This window comes from Pedobacter lusitanus (assembly GCF_040026395.1).
GTDB classification, from domain to species: Bacteria; Bacteroidota; Bacteroidia; order Sphingobacteriales; family Sphingobacteriaceae; genus Pedobacter; species Pedobacter lusitanus.
In genome coordinates, this window is sequence record NZ_CP157278.1 from 4,714,292 (window position 1) to 4,730,453 (window position 16,162).

Below are 16,162 nucleotides of genomic sequence, written 5' to 3' on the forward strand. Positions count from 1 at the left end.
AATTAAAAGGTTTCAATAGAGTGTCGGCTCATGTACCGGTTAGTACTATAAGGATTGAAAATATTTTTGCTTTGGTAAATATTCCCTTATAATAACAACACAGACAGTTTATCTAATGCTTCCCTTAAAATCTTCATGGCCGTTGTTAACTGGTTTTTTACTGTTTGTTCAGAAAGATTAAGCTTTGACGCGATATCTGTTATACTCTGATATTCATTGCGGCTGAGTTCATAGATTTCCCTGGTGCGGGGAGGAAGTTTAAGAATAGCCAGATCCATAACCTTTTTAAGATCTTTTGCTTCGAGTTCTTTTTCGGGGTTATAATCAGGATGTATAACCAGTGACTGTATAATCATTACATACTCCTCCCGGGTTACATTTTTTCTTATTTTATCAATTACTTTATACCTTACTGCAGTGAATAAATAAGATTGAATAGAAGAAGTGATCAGAATTTTATGCCTGTCTGCCCATAAGGTTGTAAACAGATCTTGAATCAGATCTCTAGCATCATCCAAAGAATATAATTTTGAACTGGCAAAATTAATTAAGTTACCAGCGTATCTCCTGTAAATTTCGTTAAATGCCTTCCTGTCTTCCTTTTTAAGGAGGTTAATTAAGTCTGAATCGGAAATTGTAGTGTAAGAAGTCAAGGTTTTGGAACAATTTTGATCAATGATAGAAGTTTTTTTTATTTTTTTTATCTCTTTTCTCTAAATCATACTGTAAATCAGCTGTAATCTTATGCTGATAATCTTTTTTTTGTAAATAATATAAATAACGAGTGAAAAACGATGTAGCGGTTCGCCGTATAAAATGTGTTTTTCATGGGGTTAAAAACCCTGTTGAAAGGACATTGGAAGGGGGTTGAAAGGACGTTGGAAGGACCTTGCAATGACCTGGGTCCTTTCAACCCCCTTTCAATATCCTTTTAATACCCTTCTAACAGGTATTTACGTCACTACTTAACCCGTTTTCTTAGCCGAAAGCCATATTTTCTGCAAAAAAGGTAATAACCGTTATCAGAATTGTATTTTCAGTTCTCCGGAGATAAAAAAACAATCGGTTAAAAGCGTTTATTATCTTTTATTATTATAATAAATGTCTAAATTGATTTAGTATTTCTCTGGTCTGGTGAGACTTTGGAAAGCTCCTGTAAAACGTCAATTCATTTTATGAAATATATTCTAAATCTCGTTCTCTTCTGTACAGTTTCATTTTACTCATTTGCTCAGCAACCTGCCGGCACAGCGGTTGAACCGCTTAAAGACATAGATTCGCTATTCTTAAAAATATTAAAAGATCAGCATGTTGCAGGATTTGCTGTAGCCGTAGTTAAAGGAGATCAGGTTATTTATAGTAAAGGCTTTGGTTACCGGGATCTGGAACATCAGAAACCAGTTACTCCAAATACCCTTTTTGCTATAGGCTCGTCTTCAAAGGCTTTTACCTCTGCTTTGTTAGGGCTGTTACAGAAAGAAGGGAAACTGGATCTGGATGGAAAAGCAACCACTTATCTTCCGCAATTGCGTTTTTATAACAATGAGATGAACAATCAGCTTACTGTTCGTGATATGATGTGTCATCGTACAGGTTTATCCCGTTATGACACTTCCTGGTATCTGTTTAATTCAAATAACCGGGACAGTCTTTTATACCGTGTCCGTTATATGATCCCAACCTATGGTATCAGAGAAAAATGGCAGTATAATAATTATATGTTTTTAGCACAGGGTATGATTGCTGAAAAGCTAACAGGCAAAACCTGGGAACAGAATATTAAAGAACGGTTTTTTGATCCGTTAAATATGAAACGTTCAAATACCAGTATTTTTGAATTGCAGAAGGACACAGATTCTTCCCTGCCATATACAGTTGATCAAGATGAGCGGATTAAAAGAATACCCTATTACAATATTTCCGGAATGGGGCCTGCCGGTAGTATAAACAGTTCTGCAAATGACATGACCAACTGGCTGAAATTATGGATAGGTGGCGGCCGCTTTTTAGCTAAGGAAATTCTACCGTCATCTTATGTCCGGGCGGCCAGCAGTTCCCAGATGGTGATGAGCGAAGCCTTGCCTAAAGAAAATGCAGATATATTTCTGTCCAATTATGGTTTGGGGTGGATGATCAGTTCTTACAGAGGCCATTACAGAGTTGAGCATGGTGGAAATATCAATGGTTTCAGTGCCCTGGTGTCATTTTTTCCTTCAGACGAGCTGGGAATAGTCGTGTTAACCAATCAAAATAGCTCTAAGGTTCCGGAAACTATTGTGAGCAGCATTGCTGACCGGATGTTCAGGCTTAGCCCTAATGACTGGAATGGTAAACTCAATAGCGTAAAAGCAATGGCCAAAACCAAAGTAAATAAAGAAAAAAAGATAATCGATTCTGTTCAGGTGCTGCATACAAAACCATCCCATGCTTTAAAAAATTATATAGGTTTATATAAGAATCCTGCCTATGGTACAATTGAGCTTGTCCTGAAAAAAGATTCGCTGGTTATGAAAATCGGAGAAAAAACTGCTCGCGTCAGACACTATCATTATGATATTTTTGAAGCAAAAGGAGGCGATGGAGAGAATGATGCCATGCCAACAGGATTTGATCTCCAGCTTAATTTTATAACAGGATTGGATGGGAAAATAGAGAATATAACTATTCCATTAGATGAGAATGGCAAGCAATCTGTGTTTAACAAAGTCACGAAACCTGAAAAATAGGTTCAGCCTGCAAATTGCTAAATCATCTTCTGCTTTAACTCTTTGTATTTTGATCTGCCTATAGGTAGTATTTCTCCGTTTTTAAGTAATAAACTATAACTGCTCCCTGGTTTTATAATGATCTTTTCGGCCTGATCCAGGGAGACCAGATAGGATTTATGAATACGTTCAAATGAATCAGGAAGCAGCTGCTCCAGCATCTCCATTGATTTGTCATGTAATTCCTGTTTCCCATTTTGCAGATACAATTCACTGTAAATACCAGCTCCTTTGATATAAAGTACTTCCTGAATATCTATCAGACGGGTATTCCCGGCTTTTTTTACGGCCAGGTATTTCATGGTATGTTCTGCATTTTTTCCACTGGCATTGATCCTTCTGAAAGCCATGGATAATCTTGCCTGATCAAAAGGTTTGGCTACAAAATCTAACACGCCGTAAGTAAAAGCAGTGATTGCTTTATCTGTGTTGGCAGATACTATAATGGTGTGAAATGATCTGGCTACCATGGATTCCAGTATATCAAATCCATTTTCGCCGTTTAAATTCAGGTCTAATAACAATAGATCAATCGTATGATTTTCTATATAGGACAAACCATTCTGCAAAGAGTCATAAATCGCAATACCGGATATATTCTGCTCAAAGAAATCGCGGGTCATCCGTTCAAGCCTTCTGGCTATTCTTGCCTCATCTTCAATAATTAGTATTCTCATTTATCGTAAATCTGAATAGTGGTTAACCAGCCTCCTGGGGCTGCTTCTGAAATAAATTTCCAACGGTCTGCATAACTTTCTGTCAAACGGGCTTTGACATAACGGAAACCGTTGCCTCCTTCTCTTTTTTTCAATACCTCCCGGTTCAGTGCATGAGTACAGAAGGTATATTGTTTATAGTTTGCTGTACGTAAATAACTCAACTTAAAAGTAATGAGGCTGTCGGCATGCGGAATACTATGCGTAATTCCATTTTCAAGAATTGTATGAATCAATGCCGGAGGGATATATTCGCTATCCTCAATTCCTGAGTCTTCCCATTCGTACCTGATTTCTTTCCGGAACTGCATCACCGTCAGGTGGGTTTTGCAAAGCTCTATTTCTTGTCTCACGGGTATTAAAACAGCTTCGGATATCGAATTCATAATATCAAATTCTTCTGCCAGCGCCTGTATAAATTCGGCACCCTGTTTTGGAGACTCTTCTACCCAGTCGATCATTGAAGTTAAAGTATTCTTCAGAAAGTGGGGTTGAATATTTTTTTTAATCAGTTCCAGTTGTAATCTTGAAGACAGGAGTAAGGAAGACTGATATTCATCTTCTATCATTCTGGTGCGGATAGTATGCAGATAAAGTATACATAGGACAATCATCGTGAAGCTGATGAAAAGACCAAAATCGTAGAACAGAAAATGATTGATTGCTGCAGTTGCCAATAAACCGGAAAGTACAATCAGGCTGCCTTTTTCCCGTTGAAGAATTGCGTTGGCTACAATAATAAGGGAAGCCAGCCACATCACCAGGCTGTAAAGCATGGCTGTCAGATCGTAATGCTGACGATTTATCCCATAAACAGTAATCAGTATAATGAACAAGATAATCAGGAGCGCTTTTTTTTGAGGGAAACTAAACTGAATACTAAAATATAAAGGGACCAGCAATGCAATAGCAAAGGTCAGCCAGCCAATAATTTCGAGCCTTAAAAAGAAATCAGTATAGCGGATATCCAGATAGAACTTAATGTATTCGGTAATTTGCAGCGCAAAAAAAAGTAAACAGATGAAGGCAAAGATCAGTACACTGTATTCTTTACGCCGGCTGTTGAGAAACAGGAAGAAATAGTAGATTGCTGCAGTCAGAAATGCACCCGCCATCAGATTCATAAATGAGATAAGGATCAGGGGCCTTCTCAGCAAATCTGCATAGATGTCCGGTTTAATACCTATTGGTCGTTTTACACCATTTAAATAAGATTGGGTGATACGTAAAGCCACGATATGTCTGCCCGTATCGGCTAAAGCAGATGGTATCTGGAAAAAACTTGTAGCAGTACCTGGTTGCTCTGGTTTGTTCTTTTGGGTTATCTGCCCATTGTGACCAATCAGTACCCCGTCCCAGTAAAGCTCAAAGGCACCAAAAGCTTCAATTTGCAGTCCGATTGAAGCAGAAGGGGTTTTGATGAATTTCACAACTGATCGTGCCCAGAAAATCTGCTGATCAGTGTTACCTCTTTTAGTGGACCAGCTACTATCATTAAAGTTTTTTTCTGCCCATAAGCTGTTGTCTCCTGTCTGATAAACGGTCGGAGAGTGCTCGGAAGTCACAGCTGATTTGCAGGAAGAAAAAGACAGAGCGATAGTTAAAAAGATCAGGAGGCGTTGCATAGGGTAATTTAAGTCTAATATAAGCGAAAAATTGCATTTCAAAAGGTGATAGAGCCGTTGACATGTTTTTCTTCTGCGCAATTGTCATGATAGCTTAGACTTGTGCTATGAAACGACTCTTTATTATTTTTATTTCGGCTTTTTGCTTTTCCGCCGCTCTTGCCCAGCAGCCTGCTTCTTCTGATGCGAAGTTGAAAACTATCTCCGGTTTGGTGCTGGAACAGCAGTCAAAAACACCAGTTGTTTATGCTACAGTGAGTATAAAAGATCAGACATTGAAAATGGTTGCTGCGGGAATAACTGATGAAAAAGGAGGGTTTAAGCTGGATGGTATTCCTTCAGGAAATATGATCATTGAATTTAGCCTGATGGGTTATCAGACATTTAAAAAGCCTTTGGAAATAAGTGCTGCGCTTACACACATCAATGTCGGAACAACTTTGCTTAAAGCTGATCAAATCTTATTAAAAGAAATAGCTGTAACAAGCGACAAACCGGCTATCAGTTTAAAGCTGGATAAGAAAGTATTTGAAACAGGGAGAGATATTATATCGCAAAGTGGCTCTGCAGTTGAACTTTTAAATGGAGTACCGGCTGTGAGCGTGAGCCCTTCAGGGGTGGTAAGCCTGAGAGGAAACAGCAATGTACTGGTATTGATCAATGGCCGTCGCTCAGGACTTACCCAGGGGAATGCACTTGATCAGATACCTGCCGATCAGATAGAAAGGGTGGAGGTGATTACCAATCCCTCGTCCAGGTATGATGCGTCAGGTTCTTCAGGTATTATCAATATCATCCTGAAGAAAAATAAAAAGGGAGGATTTAACGGGCAGCTGAGGCTGGTTGGCGGTATACCAAATGAAACAAGGATTGCGCCGAGTTTGAATTTTAAATCCGATAAACTCAATGTGTTCTCTACTTTTGGAATCCGTTTATCTGATTATGTAGGGTTATATACAACCAATCAGTCGGTTTCCAATTCCGGAACTACTGTTTTGCTGAATCAGAGACAGGATGAAAAACGTCACGATGATGCTAAACTGCTATATTTTGGTGCCGATTATCAGTTCAATGATCAAAATTCCATTACTATCGCCTTTTTGAAGAATGCTACGCGTGATCATGATAAAACTGCTATAAATTACAATTACACTGCTAAAGGAAACGGGCCGGACAGCAGTATACTCAGGAATGGCGAGTCCTGGGAAAAAAGGAGTTATAACCAACTGGAATTCAATTATACCAGGAAGTTTAAGCAGCCGCGGAAAAAGTATACTATTGATATGCAATATGATTTCTGGAACAGTGATAAAGACTGGAACCTCAATACTAAAAAGCTACTGCCTGTAATAACAGCGCTGTCTCCTGTCAGAACCAGTTCTGTCGGTGCCAGTAAAGATTTTATGGCACAAACGGATCTGGAGTTACCTCTGGATAGCAATACGATACTGGAAATGGGGCTTAAGACAGAGAATCGAAAAGTAACCAGTGAATTCAAAGCCGAGCAGCAAGATGCAGATCAGTGGAGTATTATTGAGAATATCAATAATCAGCTGGCTTATAATGAACTGATAGGGAGCGCTTATGTGCAGCTGGGAAGTAAGATCAGTAAACTGGCTTATCAGCTGGGTTTGCGTTCTGAGTTAACCCGTGTTAAAGTTGAGGATAGAGCCGGGACTTATGCTGACCAAAAGAACTACATGCGCTTATTTCCAACGCTTAGTCTTACTTATCAATTGACAAAAGGTCCCGCTATACAGGGGAGTTACAGCAGAAGAATTAACCGGCCGGCACTGCAGCTTTTATATCCTTTTAACGAACTGACTGACTTTAACGCCAGGTTTATGGGGAATCCTGAACTAAATCCATCTTATGCCAATGTTTTTGAACTGGGATTTTTACAACGCTGGAGCACGCTTACGCTTAATCCATCGTTATACTATCAAAATAATAAAGGAACTATTCAGGATTATACCTTCAGGAATCAGGATGGCGTTTTTATTACTACACCAGTTAATATCGATGGTGAGATTCGCCGCGGTGCAGAACTTTCAGCTTTGTATAATCCATTTCAATGGTTACAGATTAATGCAGAACTGAACGCTTACAGCTTCAAACAAAAGGGCTTGTATAAAGAACATAATTTTAATTACTCTGGCGATGTTTTTACCGGACGTCTAAGTACACAGGTGAAATTTCAGCATAAACTGGCTTTACAGTGCCGTTATAATTATACAGGAGCTCAAAGTAATGCTCAGACTTATTCTGCAACAATACATAATATTGATTTTGGTGCCAGTAAGAATTTATTTAGCGATAAAGCCACGTTATTATTTGATGTAAGCAATGTATTTAATCTCCGTAAATACAGGACAATTACTACTGGAAATGATTATATGCTGGCGCAAACAAATAGTCCGAATGCAGCACGTTACCGTCTGACTTTTGTATATCGTTTGAATCTCAAAGAGAACCAGTCGGTAAGACAGGCTAAAAGTGGTAACAGGAATTAGTATGCTTGCTAATTCCTGTTTAAACTCCATGTTCGCCAGAGACAGAAAACCCGGCTAAACGAACTTTCTGTCTTTGGCCTCAATCGGAACATTATTGATAGAAGCGAATCTTCTCTGCATCAGCCCATCCGCATTAAACTCCCAGTTCTCATTGCCATAAGCACGGAACCAATCTCCCGATTCATCGTGAAATTCGTATTCAAATCTTACCGCAATTCTGTTATCAGTAAATGCCCAGAGTTCTTTTTTTAATTTATAGTCCTGTTCTTTTTTCCATTTTTCTGTAAGAAACAAAACTACTTCTTCACGGCCATTGATAAATTGGTCACGGTTACGCCATTCAGTATCCGGTGTGTATACCTGAGCTACACGGTGTGGATCCTGGCTATTCCAGGCGTCTTCGCCCTGTTGTACTTTTAATAAAGCTGTTTCCAGGTTAAATGGGGGTAAAGGGAATTTCTTTTCCATGATCTTTAAAATTATTAGATTAGACAATTAAGGTAGAACGGTCTGTCTGTTTCCAGATGTGAATTTTCCTATCCGGATAAGGAATAATCAGCTTTCAGACAAAGCAAAACTACTAAAATTAAGTGTTAAATAGACCGATCTGTCTGTTTTATGGATTTTTATTGTGAATTGTCTGTTGATCAGTAGTTTATTTGTTGTTCCGAATCAGGTTTTTGAGCAGTTCTTTTGACTGGATGACCGGCCATTGATCTCTGTAAAGGTGACTTTCAAGCATAGAAGCTTCAAAAAGAAGATAGATATGATCCTTCAGTAACTGAGCTGAATCAGGGAGGATATGGCCAAGGTAATTGCGTAATTTTTGTTTGTGATTTTGTATAATGGCATAGATGGTCGCATCGGCAGGGCTGATTTCTGACAGAATATTCATAAAGGCACAACCTCTGAAATCTTCTTTCTCATTCATACTGATCAGGAAATCAAATGCCGCTATTAATTTCCGTTCAGGTACAGTTACCGGGTCAATAAATTCTCTGAAACATTTAAACCAGTATTCGTGACGAAAATTGAGAAAAGCAATACACAGATCTTCTTTGGACTGATAATGCATATACAGACTCGCACGGGCTACTTCAGCTTCTTTAATTATCTGATTAATCCCCGTTGCGTTATATCCCTGTGTATAGAAAAGTCTGGTTGCTGTTTCCAGTATTCTTGTTTTAGGATCAGCTGCTTTTTGTTTCATCGGGTAAAGTTAGGTCTTCTGTTTAAATATCTGCTATCAGATAATCAAGGGAATTAAGTAGATGACAGAGCCAATGATGAACAATGCAGTCAGAAATATATTTATGGGTACATTAAATGGAAGTAGCTTCTTAAACAGGAATTGTTCAATGGTTCTTCCAATCCAGAATAATGAGGAGGCAACCAGAATAAAATTCCCGATAGGCGTCAGGAGTAGTTCTGATGAAAAATACAGGCACATCAATGAATGAATAAAGAAGATGTAAATCAGCCTCAGATTTAGAATTTGCATGACGGCCCGGTTATAAGGCGCTAGTTGTTTCAGCTCCGTGTTCCAGTTTAATTTTTTCCAGAACAGGCAGTGGAACACTGCAAAGAACAGGCTGTGAATACCACAGAAAATCATCAGAGTTTTCATAGGGCTATTGATTACGATCCAAAGATAGTTATAATCCGGATCCTGCTGAAAAAAGCTACTGGATTTAATGTTACTGTAAAATTAACTTAATCTTTAGTTTTTATGTTTCAATAAAATATTATAAGCCTAAGCTCTTGATTTAATCGGTTAAAATGAGTTAAAATTTAATTAAGGATTAAAATTGATCGTATATTTGTAAGGAAATATAGAAGATGCATGCCTCCTTTAAGTTTATTCAACTGGTCTTTAAAAGAAACACTCGGCAGAACCAATGATTCTGTATCAAGGGCAAAAATTATTGTTTTTTATTTTGTGTTCCTGATGAATTTTCTAAAAGTAGGGATATTGCTGCCTTCTTATCTGAGAAATCATCAGGTAAATGGTATAATACAGTGTATTATAGCAACAGTTATTACTACAATTATCCTGAAAATTCTTTTATCCAGACCACAGTATCTGAGCAGATTGATCCATTTTGCTTTGTTGTCTTCTGTCATTTTCAGCTGGATTAATCTTTTGATTTATCATCGGAATCTCAATCTGATTGTCATTCAGGATTTGTTTATGATCTGCATGTGGAGCTTTTATGGTTTAAGCGGCTGGTGGGGACTGGTTTATTCTGCTGCTGCGGCTATCCCTGTAATTGCACGGGTTCTGTTTAATCAGTCTGCTGATCTGGGTTTAGTTATGACACAAACTTCACTGGAAAGTACATCGCTGATTATTTTGCTGAATTTCATCATTATATTTCTGGGCCATTACTATTACCGCAATATCCTGTATGAAGTCATTGAAGCTAAAGAGAAGCTGAATGAAGAACTTAAAAAATCAAATGCGGCCAAGACACTTTTTTTTTCAACTGTATCCCATGAATTAAGAAACCCGCTCAATACAGTAATCGGGATGGCTAATCTGTTAAAAGGAGAGAATAAGGATCAGCTGCTGCAGGAGAATCTGGATATTCTGAAATTTTCGGCCGAAAGCCTCCTTTCCCTGATTAATAATATTCTTGACTTTAATAAAATGGGATCAGGAAAAGTGGCGCTTGAATCTATTCCGTTTAATTTGAAAAGACTACTTGAAAATGCCTGTGGGGGATTAAAAATTGAGGCACTGGAAAAGGGGCTGTATTTCAGAATCTCAGTTGCGGCTGAATTTGGAGACCGCAATCTTTTGGGTGACCCTACAAGATTAATGCAGATTATATATAACCTGGTAGGGAATGCGATTAAGTTTACTGATAAAGGGGGAGTCGGGATTAAAGTGAAGGTAATTCAGCATGTGGATACCAGTTTCAAACTCAGATTTATTATTCAGGATACGGGGCTTGGAATCAGCGCTGAAAATCAACGGCATATTTTTGATCCTTTTACGCAGGCTTCAGTTACAACATCCAGACAGTTTGGAGGTACGGGTTTAGGGCTTGGTATCGTAGAACATTTACTTAAGCTGCACCAAAGTACCATCCATCTTGAAAGTGAAATAGGCACTGGTACCAGGTTTTATTTTGATATCGATTATGCTGAGGCCTCTGCAGGACAGGAACTGCCAGCTCAGTATAGTGAACAGACGGAAGTTTTTCAGCTGCCCGGGATGCAGGTATTAATGGCAGAGGACAATCCGATGAATGTATTGTTTATGAAAAAATTATTCGACAGATGGAAAATTGAACTTACTGTAGCGGAGAATGGAAGAGAAGTTGTCAGGCTGATGAATGAGCGTCATTATGATCTGGTTTTAATGGACATTCATATGCCCGTGCTAAACGGCTATGAGGCTGCGAAACTGATCCGGGCTATGGAAGACAAACAGAAAGCAGCTGTTTTTATCATAGCGCTTACGGGATCTGTATCTGATGACGTTATTGCTCTGGTCAGGGAAGCAGGAATGAACGATACACTTCATAAGCCGTTTCAGCCCGAAATTCTGTATCAGAAAATGGAAAATATCTGGCTGGGACATAGCCTGAAATCAACGTGAAATTCATCAGAAATATTTTAGCCTGCATCAGGCCGGTTTACGGGAGTATTTTGAAAAAAAGTAAGTATAGTAAATTAATAATTATATATTTGCAGCCTTGAAAAGATTCAAAGTTCGCTGCATCGGAAGAGAGTAATTTTCTGATCAGTTGCACTAAAATCTTTTGAAGAAAATGGTCAATTGGAACAAAAAGTTCGTCTTTTTGGCTAAGACTAAATTTAATAACTTAAACCTTTTCTTGTTTATGCAGTATTTTGCTGATGGGATTTTAAGGATTATAGTGATTTAATTGGTAATTATAAATAAATTGTTTTCGGTGATTAAATCTCTTTTTTAGAAGCTAAATATAATCAACTGAAAAAGCCTTGCTGCCTGTTGCAGAAAGGCTTTTAAAATTTTAAAGACAACCCAAATGCTAAATTTTGTTCTCTTTGGCCCACCGGGTGCAGGCAAAGGCACCCAGTCACAAAAATTGATTGATCGTTATCAGTTGATACATATTTCTACAGGTGATCTTTTCAGAGCACATATCAGTAACCAGAGTCCATTGGGCAAACAGGTAAGTGCGCTTATAGCGGACGGACAACTTGTTCCGGACGAGATTACGATTGCAATGCTGGAAGAAGAAGTAGATAAAAATCCTGATGCAAAAGGATTTATCTTTGATGGTTTCCCGAGAACAGTAGCTCAGGCAGCAGCATTGGATGAATTTTTAGAAAGCAAAGGAAGTTCTATCGCAGTTGTAATTGCACTGGATGTAGATCAGGGTGAACTGACTAAAAGGATCGCTGAACGTCAGAAATTAACCAACCGGGTTGATGATCAGGCTGATAAATTGCAAAAACGCATTGATGAGTATTTCAGCAAAACTATTCACGTTTTGCCATATTACGAAGCACAGGATAAGTTGAGAAAAGTAAATGGTATCGGTAAAATTGATGATATCTTTGCTGACTTATGTGCAGTGCTTGATAAGTATTAATTAAAATAATATAATTAATAGCGGGACGGATGTAAGTTCTTCCCGCTATTTCTATTAGTAAGAAAAAATAAAAGGTTATGTCACAGGGTTCGAATTTTGTAGATTACGTTAAGATATGCTGCCGTTCAGGAAAAGGAGGGTCAGGGTCTTCACACTTACACCGTGACAAGATGACCTCAACTGGTGGTCCTGATGGTGGTGATGGTGGAAGAGGCGGACATATTATCCTTAGAGGTAATGCCCAGTTCTGGACCCTTTTACATTTAAAATATCGTAAACATATTCTGGCTACTGATGGCGGACCGGGATCAAGCTCTACAAGCACAGGTAAATCGGGTAAAGATGAATATCTTGATGTTCCGCTGGGAACTATTGCCAAAGACGCAGAGACCGGAGAAGATCTTTTTGAAATTACGGAAGACGGACAAACTGAAATCCTGACTGCAGGAGGAAGGGGAGGTCTTGGAAACTGGCACTTCAAAACATCTACGCTTCAAACTCCACGTTTTGCACAGCCTGGGGAGTCTGGTAAAGAGCAGTGGGTGGTACTTGAATTAAAAGTTTTAGCTGATGTTGGTTTGGTTGGTTTCCCTAATGCAGGAAAATCTACTTTACTTTCTGTGGTTTCCGCTGCAAAGCCTGAAATTGCTGACTATCCTTTTACAACTCTTGTTCCTAACCTGGGTATCGTATCTTACCGTTCCAACAGATCATTTGTAATGGCTGATATTCCTGGTATTATTGAAGGTGCTTCAAAAGGAAAAGGATTGGGCTATCGCTTCCTGCGTCATATTGAACGTAATTCGGTGCTTTTATTCATGGTTCCTGCTGATACCAACAGAACAATCACTCAGGAATATGAGATTCTTAAGTCTGAATTACTGGACTACAATCCGGAACTGATGCAAAAACCTCATTTACTGGCTATCACTAAATCAGATATGCTGGACGATGAACTGGTAGCTGAAATTAAAAAAGACCTGCCAGCTAATGTTCCTTCTGTATTTATTTCTTCAGTTGCACAAAAAGGGCTTACTGAGTTAAAGGATATGATTTGGAAGGCTATTGATGCTGATCAGACCTCTCCTTTGGAAAAATAAATTTTCTGATTCTTGTTGAATTATTTGCTATTATTCTTAATTATTTTTAAATTAGGGTTAACAATCAATGTCTTAACATTTGCTCTTCTAATTCGTCTCTCAAACCCAGAATAGAATTTCTCCTGCAAATGAATTTATAGGCACAGGTTTTGTATCAATCAATTTAAATTTAGAATGTATGGATAAGAGATCATTTAATTTCCTTTTTACTGTTGTAGTTGCTTCGATGCTTATTTTAGGCACATATAAAATCGCGAAGAAAAAAGTACATACTACCAATCCGCGTAACCAGGCTACTAAAGTCATTAAATAAAACCTGCCATTTTCCAATGGCAGGTTTGCTGCACCTGTAGCACCTGATATTTCCAGACAATGTTATTTTAATTAATCAAATTGTCTGAAGAATTCCTTTTGCTTTTCTGTGATACTGAAAAGCCCTGCTTTATTTTAAAGCCACCTCTGATTATTTGTTCAACGAAAGCTTATTTAGCTGGATTTTTCTACATTTGCGCTTTATTAAGATTTAGTTTAAATAATTAGAGAAAAATTGAAGAGAATTTTGATGATCATCCTGCTGGTTTTACCAGTAAGTATATTTGCACAAACCATTATTAAAGGACATATTAATGATGAGCAGGGTTTGCCTGCCGTTAATATAACTGTAGCTCTGCAGGGGCAGAAAAACGCTGTTAAAACAGATTTAAATGGTTTGTTTATACTCTCACCAGTCAAAGATGGTGACTATAAGCTTATCACTTCTGCTCTGGGTTATCAATCTATAATCAAAGCAATCCACGTTTCTGGAACAGCAGACATTGTCCTTAACCTGTCTATGGAGCCTTCAGGCGGATTAAACGAAGTTGTGGTTACTGCTTCAAGAAATAAAGAGACAATAGGAGAAGTACCTTCATCGGTAAAGATTTTAAATTCTAAACAGATTGAAGTTCAGCGAAGCATTTCAACTGATCTGAATCAGTTGCTGTCTTACAATATCCCGGCATTAACCCTGGGGACCAATACAGCAACGAATAAAGGACAGACATTAAGGGGCAGAAATGCACTGGTTATGATTGATGGGATACCACAATCTACTCCTTTACGTAACGGAGAGCGTGATTTTAGAAGCATCGATCCATCCGTTATTGAAAGAATAGAGGTAATAGAAGGTTCCACTGCTATTTATGGTAATGGTGCTGATGGTGGTATTATCAATTATATTACCCGTAAACCGGATAAAAACAAGAAACTAAGTTCAGTTACGGAACTTTCTGCAATGGGTTCTCTGGTTAGTCCGGCAAATTCTACAGGCACTAAATTAGCGCAGCTTTTCTCTGGCAAAGTGAATAAATTCGACTATGTGCTGAGCGGAACATTTGAACAGACGGGAGTGAATAAGGATGCTGATGGTGTTGTTATTTCACCGTTTCAGTCTCTAAGTGAAACCACGAGTAAAAATGTTTTTGCCAAAGCTGGTTACGATATCAATGATAAGAATCGTATTGAAGTTATGTTTAATTACTTTAATACGATCCAGAACAGTAATTATGTGGACTCAAGTGGTATTTACGGTGTTCGTCCTATAACGGGTAAATTAGGTAAGGCATTAGGTGCAAATCAGGGTACACCATATAATTACAATGCTTATATACAATATACCAACAAGGAATTGTTTAAAGGAACTTCATTAAACCTGAATCTTTATATGCAGGATTTCTATTCCATATTTGAATATTCGGACTTTTATAAGCCAGCAGGGAATTCGGCGATAGGTTCTAAGAAAAAAGGTGCAAGAATTAACTTTAATACACAATATAAAATCTCAGAACAGCTGGAGGGGGATATCACTTATGGTGTTGATATTTTGAACGATATCACCAAACAGGATCTTGTGGATGGAAGAGGATTCGTGCCGGAAATGAATATGAAAAACTTTGCGCCTTACGCACAGCTGAAGACTTTTATAAATAAAGATCTGATATTCAAAGCGGGAGCACGTTATGAGAACATTAACCTGGGTATTCCGGATTATACAACCATTCCTTTCGGTGCCTATAAGGGTGGTGTTGCTGTCAAAGGAGCAGACTTAAGTTATAATGCCCTGGTTTTTAATGCTGGTTTAAGGTATGCAAAATGGAACGTGTTTAATCCTTTTGTAAGTTTTTCACAGAGTTTTTCTTTGTATGATCTGGGACGTACTTTAAGACTGAGTGTGGTAGATGATATCAAAAAGATTGAAACTGAGGCAATCATCACCAATAATTATGAAATCGGCTTTAGCTCTAACTGGAAAAAACTGAGTTTTACCGGTGCTTATTATATCAGTACTTCTGATCTGGGGTCAAGTCTGAAAGACGTGAATGGCGTGGCTACAGCTGAAAGAGCACCAGAGCGTGTAAATGGATTTGAAGCCACAGCAAATTATGAGTTCTTACCTAATCTGTCAATATCAGCGGGATATTCTCATCTGAAAGGAACCAAAGAGGTTAATGGTGAAAAAGTATCATTACCTGCCACACGGATTGGTCCGGATAAATTTACGGGCAGTGTGAATTATAGTCCGTTGAAAAGCTGGGATCTTAGTTTATTCTGGATACATTCCGGAAACGGAACGGATTTCAAGCCTGATGCTAAAGGCAACTATGCTTTGGGGGAAGGTCCGATTAAGTCGTTTAATTTCTTTAATTTATATACTGCTTATCATTTTACGCCTAAGGTGGCTTTGAAACTGGGTATAGACAATTTGTTTAATGCTGATTATTATCCGGTTTTATCGCAGGGGAAAGTACGGACAGAGTCTTATATCAAAGCTAATGGAGCACGTTATAACCTGACCATGGCCTATTCGTTTTAATTA

At 38.3% G+C, this 16,162-nt stretch carries 12 protein-coding genes; 7 read left to right on the forward strand and 5 right to left on the reverse strand.

The window, feature by feature from the left end:
• Positions 1–86: 86 nt before the first annotated feature.
• On the reverse strand, positions 87–653 hold the full coding sequence (locus tag PL_RS20155) for an RNA polymerase sigma factor (RefSeq protein ID WP_052496291.1): 567 nt from the start codon (positions 651–653) through the stop codon (positions 87–89).
• Positions 654–1,175: 522 nt separating this feature from the next.
• Here PL_RS20155 and PL_RS20160 point away from each other — a divergent pair.
• Positions 1,176–2,726, forward strand: coding sequence for a serine hydrolase (locus PL_RS20160; RefSeq protein WP_052496292.1), 1,551 nt, complete (start codon positions 1,176–1,178; stop codon positions 2,724–2,726).
• A 17-nt stretch (positions 2,727–2,743) separates the two neighbouring features.
• Here PL_RS20160 and PL_RS20165 read toward each other — a convergent pair whose 3' ends face one another.
• Both PL_RS20165 and PL_RS20170 read right to left on the reverse strand, forming a co-directional pair.
• Positions 2,744–3,442: a LytR/AlgR family response regulator transcription factor gene (locus PL_RS20165; protein WP_041882409.1), complete on the reverse strand. Its 699-nt coding sequence runs from the start codon at positions 3,440–3,442 to the stop codon at positions 2,744–2,746.
• Positions 3,439–5,106 (reverse strand): histidine kinase, encoded by a 1,668-nt coding sequence (locus PL_RS20170; RefSeq protein ID WP_348620224.1) that lies wholly within the window; start codon positions 5,104–5,106, stop codon positions 3,439–3,441. The genes PL_RS20165 and PL_RS20170 overlap by 4 nt, the downstream gene beginning before the upstream one ends.
• 107 nt (positions 5,107–5,213) lie before the next feature.
• Here PL_RS20170 and PL_RS20175 point away from each other — a divergent pair, with 107 nt between their 5' ends.
• On the forward strand, positions 5,214–7,619 hold the full coding sequence (locus tag PL_RS20175; protein WP_041882411.1) for an outer membrane beta-barrel family protein: 2,406 nt from the start codon (positions 5,214–5,216) through the stop codon (positions 7,617–7,619).
• A 54-nt stretch (positions 7,620–7,673) separates the two neighbouring features.
• Here PL_RS20175 and PL_RS20180 read toward each other — a convergent pair whose 3' ends face one another.
• Together PL_RS20180 and PL_RS20185 are read right to left on the reverse strand one after the other, a co-directional pair.
• Positions 7,674–8,087 carry a nuclear transport factor 2 family protein gene (locus tag PL_RS20180; RefSeq protein ID WP_041882412.1) on the reverse strand — a complete coding sequence of 138 codons (414 nt, stop codon included), beginning with the start codon at positions 8,085–8,087 and terminating at the stop codon, positions 7,674–7,676.
• 187 nt (positions 8,088–8,274) lie between these two features.
• The gene (locus PL_RS20185) at positions 8,275–8,829 is read right to left on the reverse strand and encodes a TetR/AcrR family transcriptional regulator (protein WP_041882413.1); all 555 of its coding nucleotides are present in this window, start codon (positions 8,827–8,829) and stop codon (positions 8,275–8,277) included.
• Between the two features lie 633 nt (positions 8,830–9,462).
• Between PL_RS20185 and PL_RS20190 the strand changes: the two genes are divergently transcribed.
• From PL_RS20190 to PL_RS20210, 5 genes are all read left to right on the forward strand, one after another.
• A complete protein-coding gene (locus tag PL_RS20190; RefSeq protein ID WP_348620229.1) occupies positions 9,463–11,226 on the forward strand; it encodes a hybrid sensor histidine kinase/response regulator in 1,764 nt (587 codons plus the stop codon).
• Between the two features lie 412 nt (positions 11,227–11,638).
• A complete protein-coding gene (locus PL_RS20195) occupies positions 11,639–12,208 on the forward strand; it encodes an adenylate kinase (protein ID WP_041882417.1) in 570 nt (189 codons plus the stop codon).
• 77 nt (positions 12,209–12,285) lie between these two features.
• A complete protein-coding gene (gene obgE, locus PL_RS20200) occupies positions 12,286–13,308 on the forward strand; it encodes a GTPase ObgE (protein ID WP_041882418.1) in 1,023 nt (340 codons plus the stop codon).
• Between the two features lie 178 nt (positions 13,309–13,486).
• Positions 13,487–13,621, forward strand: a complete 135-nt coding sequence (locus PL_RS20205; protein ID WP_262496962.1) for a hypothetical protein — start codon at positions 13,487–13,489, stop codon at positions 13,619–13,621.
• A 234-nt stretch (positions 13,622–13,855) separates the two neighbouring features.
• The gene (locus PL_RS20210) at positions 13,856–16,159 is read left to right on the forward strand and encodes a TonB-dependent receptor (RefSeq protein ID WP_152620318.1); all 2,304 of its coding nucleotides are present in this window, start codon (positions 13,856–13,858) and stop codon (positions 16,157–16,159) included.
• Positions 16,160–16,162: the final 3 nt, after the last annotated feature.